Source organism: Flavobacterium humidisoli (assembly GCF_023272795.1).
Classification (GTDB): Bacteria; Bacteroidota; Bacteroidia; order Flavobacteriales; family Flavobacteriaceae; genus Flavobacterium; species Flavobacterium humidisoli.
The window spans coordinates 3,276,255-3,289,768 of the sequence record NZ_CP096829.1 but is presented as its reverse complement, the minus strand read 5'-3'; the positions used below and the strand labels follow the sequence as shown (position 1 = coordinate 3,289,768).

The window sequence follows — 13,514 nt, the reverse complement described above, 5'->3', positions numbered from 1 at the left end:
AAATTTTACGATGAAAAAATATGCTGCCCTCCTATTATTTGCTCTTTTCTTGAATGGATGCGATGATGGAGATTTGACTGTAGACGAAATAGATTTTGCTGATGTAAAGGAATCGTCAGCCTGCGATCCGTTAACAAATACTTTAATTTATAAACTAAAATCTCAGGAAGCGCTTTTGCTTCAATTGCCTCAGGGAGCAATCATTAATGATCAAGGAACTTACACGTATACTATTGACGCAAATGGAAAAGGATCATACCGTGTAGTTTATAGAGCTTATGATGGAACTGTAGCAAAAGATAATATTTGTGGCGCAATACCTCCTACCACTCCAAAAGTAACTGAAGAATGGAATGCCGTTGAAGGTTTGATTGAAATCGCAACAACTCAGCTAGTAGATACAAGTGCAACTGACGGAAGCACAAGAATAAGAGGTTACGAACATAGTATTATTTTTAGAAATATAACATTTGCAAAACCAGCCGGAAACCAAACTGAAGCAGAATTTAAGTTCGGAACATACAACACGAATATAACTAAAGCTGATTTGACTTTCAAAACCAATCCAAATGGTTCGGCTTATGAATGCGATGAAGTTGCTAGAGTATACAACTACAACAACACATTCTACTTATCAATTGATGATATTGATCCTGCGCTACTTGTCAACGAAGTAACAGCTAGTAATCAGCCACGCACAAGTTTAATAACGGCAACGCAAAACAAAGTATTTTATAGAACTGCATTAGCAGAAACTGGATCTATTACACCTGCTTTCATTTGTGCTAAAGTACAACCAAGTTCTCCTGCAATTGATGAAACATGGACAGGCCAGCTGGGTATAGCTAACACAAGCGGAATTATTGAAGTAACCACCACTGTATCACCTAATGCATTAGGTCAAGTGTACACCCACACCATTGTGCTTAAAAATGTAATTTTAACAAAAGGCAAAAGTAGTTTTAAACTTGGAAGCAGTTTCGTTCTTGGAAAAATTGAAAGACAAGCAACCAACTAAAAGCATATTTATTATAAAAAATAATTCTTACAAAAAAACGTCTGTTTTTTGTCTTGATTTAAATATAAATCTTTTCAAAAAATAGACGTTTTTTTTATGCTTTGCAATTCATCTTTTGGCTTAAAAAAAGTGGTTTTATTTATTGTTTTGCCTGATATAAATTTCGGTTGCTCCAAGTCCATATTTCTGATAATTGGCATCCTGGAAATCAATTCCATCATAGCGGCCCAATAAAAAATCAAGTTCCGCTTTCAAAATTCCTTCTCCCACACCATGAATAAAAACGATTTTCGGAATGCGATTTCTAATCGCAAATTCGATATGCCTTTTTGCCGTTTCAGTCTGCAACGTCAAAATATCATAGTTGGACATTCCACGTTTATTAGGAACCAATTTTTCGATATGTAAATCGAATTCCGGAACACCAAAATCGCGTTTATCTTTCTTTTCTTTTACAAAACTTCTCGGTTTTGGTTCTGTTTTCTCTTTGGAAATTTCATCTAAATCAATTCTTTTAATAGAATTCATTAAATCACTGGTTTCTTGAATCTTAATTAATTCATTGACTAAAAATGTCATCATAAATCCATCCTCAGTTTCAATCAAAATCTCATTATTTTTCACCGAAATTACCGTTCCGTTTATGGCTTCATCAAGTACAGAAACCTTATCTCCTTTTACCAGCATCCTACTCTTCTTTATCGTTATTTTTACTTGGTGTCTTAGCACTAAGCTGCATCATTCCGAACATGAAAACTACAATTGCAGCAATCATGATATAGATATTTTTTTCTTCCGAAACCTGTTCGTATAAGGCAACCGAAATCGCAAGAATCATTATTATAATTTTAAAAGTTTTCATCCTTTCTTTATTTTAAGATTTCAAAAGTATAAAACTTTCAAGTACTAGTTCTATACCACTCCAAACGTTTCTCATATTTTTTTAGTAAAATTGCAAAAAAGATTCACCATGAGCTTAGAGAAATACATGATCCCTTGCCTATTCAAAACCTTCTTTGGTTATGACTGTTTGGGGTGCGGATTTCAGCGCTCTCTATTCTTACTTTTTCAAGGTGATTTTTTAGCAGCTTTTAAAATGTATCCAGCCATTTATACTTGCCTCTTGCTCTTCCTTTTTATCGCGTTTCATTTCTTAGATAAATCTAGAAATTACAAAAAAATCGTTTGGAACATTGCCGTGGTTAATTTTATTTTTATGCTTGGTGGCTATTACTTCAAACACTTTTATTTTTAGATTTTAGATTTTAGATTTTAGATTTTAGATTTTAGATTTTAGATTTTAGATTTTAGATTTTAGATTTTCTAAAAAATCGCTTCGCTCTTTTTTGGGATTTGGGATTTTAAAAAATTGGAATTTTAAGAACCTTTATTTCTTAATCTGATCCAAAATATCATTCATCATCTCAATTTGTACTTTTTGGATTTCGATTAATTCTTGTTGCTGATGCATGATCATATGATCAATTTTATCGTGAATCATTCTAATTTCCAATTCTGATTTTAGATTAATCATGTAATCTTTTTTAGCTCGGTTTCTATCTTTTTCTTCTTGGCGATTTTGACTCATCATAATTACAGGCGCCTGCAATGCTGCCACACAGGAAAGAATTAAATTTAGAAGAATAAAAGGATACGGATCAAAACCTTTATTGGAAAGTATATAAACATTTGAGCTGATCCAGATGACAATAAAAATGACAAAAGAAATAATAAAAGTCCAACTTCCTCCAAAATCAGCTACTCCGTCGGCCACTCTCTGCCCTAAATTCCTTACTTCTTCTTCGTCTTCGACAATACTCACAATAGATTTATCTTGCTTTAAGGAAGAAATAACGCTTTTCTCCATTGCCGATAGCGCTCCTATTTCTGTCGAAAGATAATTGGAAATATATTGTTGGCGGTACACATTTAATTCATTTACGGCAATACAATCGTCATCATTAAAATCAGGAAATTCTTTTTTGATTAACCCAAGAATAGGATCGTGAATTGATTTCCCGCAGATCTTTTCGTTTTCGCTAAAAGAAAGCCCAGAAATTGCACTTTTAAATGTTTTATTGTTTTTCATTTTGATATGTTTTGAAAGCTAATTTACGCAATTAACTTCGTATGAAATGCATAAAAAAGAAGTGCTTAGAATTGTTTTTTTATCACAAATACAACTTTCTAAACAAAATTTCTTTAGTTAAATCGTGACTTTATTTCCAAAAAACACCTTACTTTTAACGTTCCAAAATTATTCATTCATTTTTACCATTGTGACAAAAGACAATATCATACAAAATATAAGAGCTTTAAAGAGCCACTCACACATAAATTACGGTATTAAAACCAAAACAGAAGACTTTACTGAAAAGCTTTTTTATACGCTTTTTGATTCAAATGCAGCGCTTGACGAAAGCATTGATGAACTAGAGTTTCGCTTTAAAGAAATTGCGGTTTTGGCTTGTAAAAAACCTCAAAATTTATGCGAATCTATCTGGGATCGCTTTTTAGAGAAACTTCCTGGAGTTTTAGAAAAACTAAATCAAGATGCCGAATATATTCTAGAAAACGATCCTGCATCAAACAGCATCGATGAAGTATACTTGGGGTATCCTGGCTTTTATGCCATCGCAATTTATAGACTAAGTCACGAATTATATCATCTCGATTTATTGTTGTTTTCTCGATTAATGAGCGAATACGCCCATAGAATTACAGGAACAGATATTCACGCAGGAGCCGATATTGCATCGCCCTTTTTTATCGATCACGCAACCGGTATTGTAATTGGTGAAACTACCGTTATCAAAAAACATGTAAAAATCTATCAAGGTGTTACGCTTGGCGCATTAAGCGTAAGCAAAGACATGAAAAACGCAAAAAGACACCCGACCGTTGAAGCGAATGTCTGCATTTATGCCAATGCAACAATTCTGGGTGGAGAAACTGTAATAGGAAAAAACAGTGTTGTTGGTGGAAATGCATGGGTTACCAAATCTATTCCAGAAGACTCTATCGTTTTAAACACCACTACTACTGACGTTAAAATAAAAGAAAAAAAATAACATGAATTCATATAAATTATTAAATCTAATTGGCAATACTCCTTTGATGGAAACGGTCAATCTAGTGAAAAATAAAAATGTAAAACTTTTACTGAAACTAGAAGGAAACAATCCTGGAGGAAGTGTAAAAGATAGAGCCGCATACAACATGATTGCTGCAGCATTAGAAAGAGGAGATATCAAAAAAGGAGATAAATTAATTGAAGCAACCAGCGGAAACACTGGCATTGCACTTGCTATGATTGCTCAATTATTTGGCATTGAAATCGAACTGGTTTTACCCGAAGATTCTACCAAAGAACGTACTCAAACTATGCGTGCTTATGGCGCGACAGTTATTCTTACGCCTGCAAGCGAAGGAATTATTGGATCTAGAGATTATGCAGATAAAAAAGTAGCGCAAGGTGGCTATTTAATGCTTAACCAGTTTGCTAATGATGATAACTGGAAAGCGCATTACAAAACAACAGGGCCTGAAATTTGGAATGATACTGACGGAACAGTAACGCATTTCGTTTCAGCAATGGGAACAACAGGAACTATTATTGGTACTTCTACTTATTTGAAAGAAAAAAATCCAAACGTTCAGATTGTTGGTGCACAGCCAAGCGATGGTTCTCAGATTCCTGGAATCCGTAAATGGCCACAAGAATATCTTCCTAAAATATTTGATGCTTCTAAAGTTGATACCGTTGTAGATGTGAGCGAAGAAGAAGCAAGAGCCATGACCAAAAGATTAGCTCTAGAAGAAGGTGTTTTTGCAGGTATGAGCAGCGGAGGTTCTGTTGCAGTTGCCTTAAAAATTGCAGAACAATTAGAATCTGGAGTTATCGTAGCCGTTATCTGCGATCGAGGCGATCGTTATTTGTCTTCGGATTTATTTGACTAAAAAGATACTAAGCTGCTAAGGTTCTAAGATTCTAAGTTTCTAAGTTTTGGATAACTAAAAAACATTGTATCTCAAAATCTTAGAAACTTAGAATCTCAGAAACTTAAAAAACTTAGCATATTAGAAACTCAGAACCTTAGAATCTTAAAAAGAAATGAACTACAGAAAACTAGGAAAAACAAACTTTAATATATCTGAAATTTCACTTGGCACTTGGCAAGTTGGCGGAAAATGGGGATCGGGTTTTGATGACAAAACTGCCGATGAACTTTTAAATACTGCTATTGATAATGGCGTAAACTTTATTGATACTGCCGACGTTTACGAAAATGGATTAAGCGAGACTGCCGTTGGAAGAGTGGTTCGTTCTCGTTCTGAACGTATTTTTGTTGCCACTAAATGCGGGCGCCAGATTAATCCGCATGTTAATGAAGGATATACTCCAAAAGTGCTTCAGAAATTTGTTGAAGACAGTTTAAAAAGAACCGGATTAGAAACGCTTGACTTAATTCAGCTGCATTGTCCACCGACTGAAGTTTATTATCGTCCAGAAATATTTGAACTTTTTGATAGACTAAAAGAACAAGGGAAAATTCTTAATTTGGGCGTAAGCGTTGAAAAAGTCGAAGAAGCTTTAAAAGCCATTGAATACTCAAACGTAACAACGGTGCAGATTATTTTCAATTTGTTTCGTCAGCGACCTTCTGAATTGTTTTTCGAGGAAGCTAAAAAGAAAGATATCGGAATTATTGCCCGAGTTCCATTAGCAAGTGGACTTTTAACAGGTAAATTTGATGCAAAAACAACTTTTGACCCTCAGGATCACCGAAACTTTAATCGTAACGGAGAAGCGTTTGATAAAGGCGAAACTTTTTCTGGAATTGATTACGAATTAGGATTAAAAGCTGTTGAAGAATTAAAAGTTTTGTTTCCAGAATCAAAAAATCTAGCTGCAATTGCTTTACAATGGATTTTGAGTTTTAATGAAGTAAGCTGTATTATTCCTGGAGCATCCAAAACAGAACATGTTTTGTCTAATTTATCAGTTTATGACACTCCAAAATTAACTTCAGAGCAGATTTCAGCAATGAATAAAATCTACATCGACCTTATCAAACCCTCTGTTCACCAGCTTTGGTAAGTCTTTAATATTAAAATAAAAGGCTGTAAAGAATAAAATCTTACAGCCTTATTTTTTTTCAGAATCTATAAGTCAAATTCTATCTTAAATTCTGCACCTTTATTTTTTCCTTCGCTAGAAGCAGTCAATCGACCTTTATTTCTTTCTATGATTTTTTTGCATAAGTACAATCCGATTCCTGTAGAACCTTCGTTTGCGGTTCCTAGACGGCTCAATTTGGTGAATTTTTTAAATAATTCTTCAATCTGATTTCGATCAAAGCCCATTCCATAATCTTTTACCGTTATAATCAATTTTGAATCTGCAGAAAAGATTCTGACTTTAATTTCACTATCAAAATAAGAAAACTTAACTGCGTTGCTTATTAGATTTACCAATACTTGAACCAAAAGTCCTTCATCTATTTTCAGTTTCGCTGTATTACATTCTAAAACCAAATCCATTTTTATATTTTTATCCAACAAACGTTGTTCAACTTGTTCGTTAATGAAAGGAACAATATTTGAAAATAAAACCGCCTTAACTTCTTGGCTTACTTTTACCACATCGTCCTGTTCTTTTAGCAATTTTATAAAATTTTCGATGTATCTAAATTGCAGTTCAGTCGATTCGCAAATTAGCTCGGCCATATTTTTGACAGATTCTGATGGTTCTTCACTTATAATAAGCTTAGCTAAACCTTGCGGATTTCCTGCAAAATTTTTTAAATCGTGTGAAAGCATATAAACTAAATCCTGTTTTTCGTTTATAAAATTCTCCGCTTCATTAATAGATTCCTGTATATTACACAAAAGCAGACCTGCTTCATCTGTATAATCTGTTGGCAGCGCAGACACTTTTCTTGAAGCTCTGTAATCATCCAATGCTTTTGAAGCCGTTGCAATTGGCTTTATCAATTTATTTAAAACCAAAAGCGTTATTGCCGTTGCCAGCAAAGTCATAATTAAGGAAAAAACGAGAATAGAAGCTGATGATACTTTATGCTCAAAAAATAGAACAAAAAACAAGATTCCGATTAAGGGAATATGGATACCGATAAAAGCAACAAATAAAAATTTGAAAGCATAACTTTTTTTAAGAAAGCTGATTTGTGAAAGTTTGTGATACAACTTCATAAAAAGATAAAGATAGCAGGTTAATACGTAATTTTATTGGGATTATTACGAAAACAAAATTAGCTTTTATCCCCAATTAAACTAATATTTTGAAGAATTTCTAAATTTTTTCTAAAATTAAATTTGTAAAAGTTTTCAAAGGCTTATTTTTGCGCTATGGGAAGAAAAAATACAGACAAAATTGTCTTTCATCAAATTCAAGTTCTTGATGCTGGTGCAAAAGGGGTTTCAGTAGCCAAAGCACCTGACGGAAAAGTTATCTTTATTCCGAATGTGGTACCTGGAGATGTTGTAGACGTACAAACACTAAAAAAAAGAAAAGCTTATTACGAAGGTAAAGCGGTAAAATTTCACGAATTATCTGAATATAGAGTAGAGCCAATATGCGAACATTTTGGTGTATGCGGAGGTTGCAAATGGCAAAATATGAAATACAGCCAGCAACTTGCTTTTAAACAAAATGAAGTTAAAAATCACTTACAAAGAATAGGAAAAATAGAACTTCCAGAATTTGAAGATATTTTAGGTTCTGAGAAACAGTTTTTTTATAGAAATAAAATGGAGTTTTCTTTTTCAAATAGCCGTTGGTTAACTGAAAAAGAAATTGGAAGCACTGAAGATTTAGGGAACAGAAATGCTTTAGGTTTTCACATTCCTAAAATGTGGGACAAAATTTTGGACATTAACAAATGTCATTTACAAGAAGATCCTTCAAATGCCATTCGTAATGAAATTAGAGCTTTTGCAAACGAACATAACTTAGCTTTTTTTAATCCAAGAGAACACTCTGGATTATTAAGAACGGTAATGATTCGTACGGTTTCTACTGGAGAAATCATGGTTTTGATTCAGTTTTTTGAAGAAGATAAAGAAAATCGAGAATTAATTCTTGACCATTTATACGAGAAATTCCCTCAAATTACTTCATTACAATATGTTGTAAACGGAAAACCAAACGATACAATTTACGATCAGGATGTAATTCTATACAAAGGAAGAAATTACATTTTGGAAGAAATGGAAGGTTTAAAATTCAGTATTAATGCTAAATCATTCTACCAAACCAACTCTGATCAAGCTTACGAATTATATAAAATAACACGCGATTTTGCTGGACTTACAGGAAATGAAGTGGTTTACGACTTATATACAGGAACCGGAACCATTGCACAGTTCGTTTCTAAAAAAGCAAAAAAAGTAATTGGAGTAGAAAGTGTTCCAGAAGCTATTATAGATGCTAAAGCCAATGCAGAACGCAATAATATTACAAATTGCGAGTTTTTTGTTGGTGACATGAAGGTAGTCTTTAATGAAGCTTTTATTGCACAGCACGGAAAACCGGACGTTATTATTACAGATCCGCCTCGCGACGGAATGCATAAAGATGTTGTCGAGCAAATCTTAAAAATTGCTCCTAAAAGAGTGGTTTATGTAAGCTGTAATTCTGCAACTCAAGCGCGAGACCTAGCTTTAATGGATGAAAAATACAAAGTAACTCGTGTGCGCCCTGTAGATATGTTTCCGCAGACGCATCATGTTGAAAATGTTGTACTTTTAGAACTTCGATAAAAAATACATGAAAAAATTAATCTCTCTTTTAGTGCTCTTTACTTTCGGCTTATCTAGCTGCGAGAAAGATGATATCTGCGATGCCAATACGCCAACTACACCAAGATTGGTTATGACATTTTATGACATTTCTAGTCCGACTAAAACAAAAAATGTTACCAACTTAAAAGTTATTGGTGACGAAATGGAAGAAGGGATTGTTTTTAATGAAAGTCTTGCAGAAGATGATCCATTGAGATATGTAACTAACGGAAGTACTGTATCAATTCCGTTAAAGGTTAATGATACTACAGCAACCTTTAAGTTTATTTACAGCTCTTTAAGCACCACAGCAATCAATACTGATGTTATTAAATTCAACTATAACACACAAAATGTATATGTTTCGAGAGCTTGTGGCTTTAAAACTATTTTTCAGCTAAAAAATATTCTGCCTTTTGTACATACTGATCCAGATGGAGATACCTTTTGGATGACCGAAGTTGATTTAGAAAACCCTAACATTGAATCTGAAAATGAAACACACATTAAAGTTTATTTCTAGTCTTTCATTATTGTTTTCAATGTTTTTAGGTTATGCGCAGGATGTTCCTGAGATTTCTAAAAATCTGAAAGACACAGTAGCGACTAAAAAGCCAAAAACAGAAACTGTAAAAACGGCAAAACCAGAAATTCAGGAAGCTCAAGCTCCAAAAGATAGCGTTGTAAAAACAGACCGTTACGGACTTCGTGTTGGTGTCGATTTGTACAAACTTACTCGTGGCCTTTATGACAAAGATTATAAAGGAGTAGAATTTGTTGGAGACTGGCGATTAACCAAAAAGTATTTCTTAGCGGCAGAATTAGGATACGAAGATAAAACTACAGAAGATGACCGTTTAACTTCTTCTGCTAATGGAACCTATATAAAAGCAGGTTTTGACTATAATTTTTATCAAAACTGGCTTGATATGGAAAACCTTATCACGATAGGAATGCGTGGCGGATTTAGTAGTTTTGCACAAGAATTGCATAGCTATAAGATCTATAACCCGAATCCGTATTGGGGAGAACTACCTCCAATAGCAACAGACAATAAATATAGCGGACTTACAGCTACTTGGATCGAAGTTGCATTAGGATTAAAAGCCCAAGTTGTGAAAAACGTATTTGTTGGTTTCGGTGTTCAGCTTAAACTTCTGACTTCTAATAAAGAACCAAATAATTTTGAAAACCTGTATATTCCAGGTTTTAACAGAACTTATGATGGAAGTTTTGGAATTGGTTTCAATTATACCGTTTCTTACTTTATTCCGATTTACAAGAAAAAAACAATGGCATCTGAAACAGTGAAAAAAGAAGAACCTAAGAAGAAAAAATAGGTTTTTCAAAGTTGCTAAGATTCTGAGATACTAAGTTAAAAAAAGAGGCAAATTCAATTTTTGAATTTGCCTCTTTTTTTAATGTTAAGATCCTTAGAAACTAGACTTACGATAACTGGAAATTAATTGCCGCTTGTGTATGTATTAAAGTAGTATCAAAAACAGGAACACTTAAATCTCCTTCTTTTATTACCAGCGGAATTTCAGTACATCCTAAAATAATTCCTTCTGCTCCATTTTTGATTAATTCATTTGCAATTTCAAGATAACGCTTTTTCGTTTCTTCGGTTGCAATTCCTCTTCCCAACTCTTCAAAAATGGTATAATGAATAAAATCTTTAACTTCTTCGCTTACAGGAATTATCGCTTCAATTCCTTTCTGAGCAAGTTTATCTTTAAAGAAATCCAATTCCATTGTGAATTTTGTTCCCAGCAAACCTACTTTTTTTAGCTCTTTTTTCTGAATTTCAACTGCTGTTTCTTCAGCAATATGAATAAGAGGAAGTCCAATGGCTTGCTGCAGTTTATCTGCTATTAAATGCATCGTATTGGCACATAAAACAATAGCTTCTGCCCCGCCCGATTTTAAAACTTCCGCCGCTTTTAGAAGCATATTAAAAGTCGAATCCCAGTCGTTAGCATCGTTATTCTTTTTAATATCGGCATAATTAAAAGAGTAGATTAGACATTCAGAGAAATTTAGTCCGCCGAGTTTTTCATTAATTCCTTTATTAATTAAAGTATAATAATCAGATGTAGAAACCCAGCTGATTCCGCCAATAAGTCCAATTTTCCTCATATATTTTTCAAATTATCCGATTTCTTTAATTCCTTTTATAAAAAGCCATTTCATAAAAAGCTTTTCACCATCTTTAGTTCTCACAGCTTGGAATTTAGGCCCAATAATGGTTCCAATTACAAATGCCGTCATCGGAATCCAGATTCCAGTTAATCCCGTATAAGCAGCAATCAAATATCTAAATAAAAGAAATAAAATTGCAAAAGCAGCCAATTGGTATAAAAAAGCGCGTAGTTGTAGTTTTGACATTTTTTTATTTTTTAAGGTTCAAAGCTGCAAAGGTTAAAAGAGACAGAGTTTTTTTTCTTTGCTCTATTAAAGCTTTACTTGTTTGAACTAGTAATCAAATTATATTTTTAATATTTTTTCAGTTAAAGTTTAAATTTTCTAAGCGACAAAGAATTTCACTTAGTCCCTTTGAACCTTTGCAACTCTGTACCTATTCAGAAACTTGAAATTTAGTTCTCTTACTTCCTTCGTACATTTCGTATTTTACCAAACGTGCTTCAAGACTTCCGTTAAAAAGTTTGATTTTTCTTGAAGGTTTTAATCCGACAAATTTTAAGGCTTCAAGGTTGGCTGTAATAAACCAAGCGTTTGTTCCTGGATAATTCTTCTTTAAGGTATCTCCAATGCTGGCGTAGAATCTTTCCATATGAATATCTAAACGCTCATCATAAGGCGGGTTGAAAACAATATGTAGTTTTCCTTCTGTTTCTTTTTCTGTATCAAAAAAGTTCTCTTCGTAAACTTTAATATAATCTTCTAAATTAGCGTTTCTAATATTGTCTTTAGCTTTGCTTACAGCACTTGGCGCTTTATCAAAACCTTTAATTGTATAATGAAACTCTCTTGTTTTTTTCATTAAACTATCAACAATTGTATCAAACAAATCATTATCCCAATCTTTCCATTTTTCAAAAGCAAACTCCTTTCTGTTAATGTTTGCTGGAATATTGCAGGCAATCATAGCCGCTTCTGCCAAGAAAGTTCCAGAACCACACATAGGATCCAAGAAATCACTTTGTCCATCCCAACCAGACAATAAAAGAATTCCAGCTGCTAAAACCTCATTTATAGGCGCGATATTCGTAGCAGTTCTGTAACCACGCTGATGAAGCGAAGCTCCAGAAGTATCTAAAGAAACCGAAACCTGATCTTTGTCAATATGAATATTTATGCGCAAATCTGGATGCTGTTTATCAATACTTGGACGCTGTCCCGTTCTTTCTCTAAACTGATCTACAATCGCATCTTTACATTTCTGAGAAATAAATTCAGAATGATTGAAATAAGTCGAATGCACAGTACTATCAATCACAAAAGTCTGATTCGCATTTAAGTATTTAGACCAATTTATCCCCAAAATCCCTTTGTACAGAGCCTGCTCATTGTTAGCTCGAAAAGAATAAATTGGTTTTAGGACTTTAAGCGCAGTCCGCAAAGACAAATTGGCTTTGTACATAAAACCTTTGTCTCCTTTAAAGCTCACCATTCTCACACCTTTTTCAACATCTTGAGCGCCAAGTGTGCGTAATTCTTTTTCTAATATTTCTTCAAAGCCAAAAAAACATTTGGCAATCATTTTAAAATTTTCTTCCATTTCTTTTTCAATTAAAAAAAGCCAATCGCTATAACATTTTATTATACTGTTATAAATACGTATCGTAGCGAAATAGTTATTTTTCGGCAAAAATACACTAAATTTGCCGGACTTTTGAATTAATTGAAATAGAATAAATGTCTGAAAAACATAACGCACCAATCCAAAATCAAGAAGATGACAATCAAAACTGGTATTCTTCGTGGTTTGACACGCCATATTATCATATTCTTTACAAGGATCGTAATTATCGTGAAGCTCAGGTTTTCATGGACAATTTAACGCATTATCTTAACTTGCCTGAGAAAGCAAAAGTTTTGGATTTAGCTTGCGGAAAAGGCCGTCATTCTATTTATTTGAATCAATTAGGCTACGATGTTTTAGGCGCAGATTTGTCTGAAAACAGCATAGCCGAAGCTAGCAAAAACAGCAATGAAACCCTGCATTTTAAAGTGCACGATATGCGTGAGCCTTTTGAAGAAAAGTTTGATGCTATTTTTAATCTTTTTACGAGTTTTGGCTATTTTGAAAGCGACGAAGACAATTTGACCACTTTAAAAGCAATTAAAGAAAGCTTATCGGAATATGGTTTTGCCGTTATCGATTTCATGAATGTACCAAACGTTATTGAAAATCTTGTTCCTGAAGAAGTGAAAACAGTCGACGAAATAGATTTTCATATCAAAAGATATGTTGAAGACGGACATATTTTTAAAGAAATTGATTTTGAAGACCAAGGCAGAAAATATCATTTTACAGAAAAAGTAAAAGCATTAACTTTGAAAGACTTTCAAGATTTAATGGATGAAGCCGGAATCTTTCTTTTGGATATTTTTGGGGATTATAAACTCAAAAAATTCCACAAAACCGAAAGCGAAAGATTAATCATGATTTTTAAGTAAATTGGTTAATCGTTTATTTGCTAAACCGTTTAATCGGTAAGCGAAA

16 protein-coding genes are annotated in these 13,514 nt (G+C 33.4%); 9 read left to right on the top strand and 7 right to left on the bottom strand.

What is annotated here, in order from left to right; translation table 11 throughout:
* Positions 1-10 precede the first annotated feature (10 nt).
* On the top strand, positions 11-1,018 hold the full coding sequence (locus tag M0M44_RS14100; protein ID WP_248726225.1) for a hypothetical protein: 1,008 nt from the start codon (positions 11-13) through the stop codon (positions 1,016-1,018).
* Positions 1,019-1,153: 135 nt separating this feature from the next.
* Here M0M44_RS14100 and M0M44_RS14095 read toward each other — a convergent pair whose 3' ends face one another.
* Positions 1,154-1,705 (bottom strand): Smr/MutS family protein, encoded by a 552-nt coding sequence (locus M0M44_RS14095; RefSeq protein WP_248726224.1) that lies wholly within the window; start codon positions 1,703-1,705, stop codon positions 1,154-1,156.
* A gap of 1 nt (position 1,706) precedes the next feature.
* Entirely contained in the window at positions 1,707-1,880 is a 174-nt protein-coding gene (locus M0M44_RS14090) for a hypothetical protein (RefSeq protein ID WP_008462622.1), read from the bottom strand.
* A 108-nt stretch (positions 1,881-1,988) separates the two neighbouring features.
* Here M0M44_RS14090 and M0M44_RS14085 point away from each other — a divergent pair, with 108 nt between their 5' ends.
* Positions 1,989-2,273 carry a DUF2752 domain-containing protein gene (locus M0M44_RS14085; RefSeq protein WP_248726223.1) on the top strand — a complete coding sequence of 95 codons (285 nt, stop codon included), beginning with the start codon at positions 1,989-1,991 and terminating at the stop codon, positions 2,271-2,273.
* A gap of 132 nt (positions 2,274-2,405) precedes the next feature.
* Here M0M44_RS14085 and M0M44_RS14080 read toward each other — a convergent pair whose 3' ends face one another.
* Positions 2,406-3,107, bottom strand: coding sequence for a DUF1003 domain-containing protein (locus tag M0M44_RS14080; protein ID WP_248726222.1), 702 nt, complete (start codon positions 3,105-3,107; stop codon positions 2,406-2,408).
* 190 nt (positions 3,108-3,297) lie between these two features.
* Here M0M44_RS14080 and epsC point away from each other — a divergent pair, with 190 nt between their 5' ends.
* From epsC to M0M44_RS14065, 3 genes are all read left to right on the top strand, one after another.
* On the top strand, positions 3,298-4,089 hold the full coding sequence (gene epsC, locus M0M44_RS14075; RefSeq protein WP_095930983.1) for a serine O-acetyltransferase EpsC: 792 nt from the start codon (positions 3,298-3,300) through the stop codon (positions 4,087-4,089).
* Position 4,090: 1 nt separating this feature from the next.
* Positions 4,091-4,978: a cysteine synthase CysM gene (gene cysM, locus M0M44_RS14070; RefSeq protein WP_248726221.1), complete on the top strand. Its 888-nt coding sequence runs from the start codon at positions 4,091-4,093 to the stop codon at positions 4,976-4,978.
* Positions 4,979-5,132: 154 nt separating this feature from the next.
* Positions 5,133-6,119, top strand: a complete 987-nt coding sequence (locus M0M44_RS14065; RefSeq protein WP_248726220.1) for an aldo/keto reductase — start codon at positions 5,133-5,135, stop codon at positions 6,117-6,119.
* Between the two features lie 65 nt (positions 6,120-6,184).
* Here the strand turns inward: M0M44_RS14065 and M0M44_RS14060 are convergent, their stop codons facing one another.
* Positions 6,185-7,060 carry a sensor histidine kinase gene (locus M0M44_RS14060; protein ID WP_248726219.1) on the bottom strand — a complete coding sequence of 292 codons (876 nt, stop codon included), beginning with the start codon at positions 7,058-7,060 and terminating at the stop codon, positions 6,185-6,187.
* Between the two features lie 330 nt (positions 7,061-7,390).
* Between M0M44_RS14060 and rlmD the strand changes: the two genes are divergently transcribed.
* From rlmD to M0M44_RS14045, 3 genes are read left to right on the top strand one after another with little or no spacing between them, the layout of a single operon-like run.
* Positions 7,391-8,803 carry a 23S rRNA (uracil(1939)-C(5))-methyltransferase RlmD gene (gene rlmD / locus M0M44_RS14055; RefSeq protein ID WP_248726218.1) on the top strand — a complete coding sequence of 471 codons (1,413 nt, stop codon included), beginning with the start codon at positions 7,391-7,393 and terminating at the stop codon, positions 8,801-8,803.
* Between the two features lie 7 nt (positions 8,804-8,810).
* Complete coding sequence (locus M0M44_RS14050) at positions 8,811-9,347, top strand: DUF6452 family protein (protein WP_248726217.1); 537 nt, start codon at positions 8,811-8,813, stop codon at positions 9,345-9,347.
* On the top strand, positions 9,319-10,164 hold the full coding sequence (locus tag M0M44_RS14045) for a DUF6048 family protein (protein ID WP_248726216.1): 846 nt from the start codon (positions 9,319-9,321) through the stop codon (positions 10,162-10,164). Before M0M44_RS14050 ends, M0M44_RS14045 begins: the two co-directional genes overlap by 29 nt.
* A gap of 106 nt (positions 10,165-10,270) precedes the next feature.
* Here M0M44_RS14045 and M0M44_RS14040 read toward each other — a convergent pair whose 3' ends face one another.
* From M0M44_RS14040 to M0M44_RS14030, 3 genes are all read right to left on the bottom strand, one after another.
* Positions 10,271-10,963 (bottom strand): aspartate/glutamate racemase family protein, encoded by a 693-nt coding sequence (locus M0M44_RS14040; RefSeq protein ID WP_248726215.1) that lies wholly within the window; start codon positions 10,961-10,963, stop codon positions 10,271-10,273.
* 12 nt (positions 10,964-10,975) lie between these two features.
* The gene (locus tag M0M44_RS14035; protein WP_095930948.1) at positions 10,976-11,212 is read right to left on the bottom strand and encodes a hypothetical protein; all 237 of its coding nucleotides are present in this window, start codon (positions 11,210-11,212) and stop codon (positions 10,976-10,978) included.
* Positions 11,213-11,402: 190 nt separating this feature from the next.
* Positions 11,403-12,566 (bottom strand): THUMP domain-containing class I SAM-dependent RNA methyltransferase, encoded by a 1,164-nt coding sequence (locus M0M44_RS14030; RefSeq protein WP_248726214.1) that lies wholly within the window; start codon positions 12,564-12,566, stop codon positions 11,403-11,405.
* A 137-nt stretch (positions 12,567-12,703) separates the two neighbouring features.
* On the opposite strand from M0M44_RS14030, the gene M0M44_RS14025 reads away from it, so the two are divergent.
* Positions 12,704-13,468, top strand: coding sequence for a class I SAM-dependent methyltransferase (locus M0M44_RS14025; RefSeq protein WP_248726213.1), 765 nt, complete (start codon positions 12,704-12,706; stop codon positions 13,466-13,468).
* Positions 13,469-13,514 lie beyond the last annotated feature (46 nt).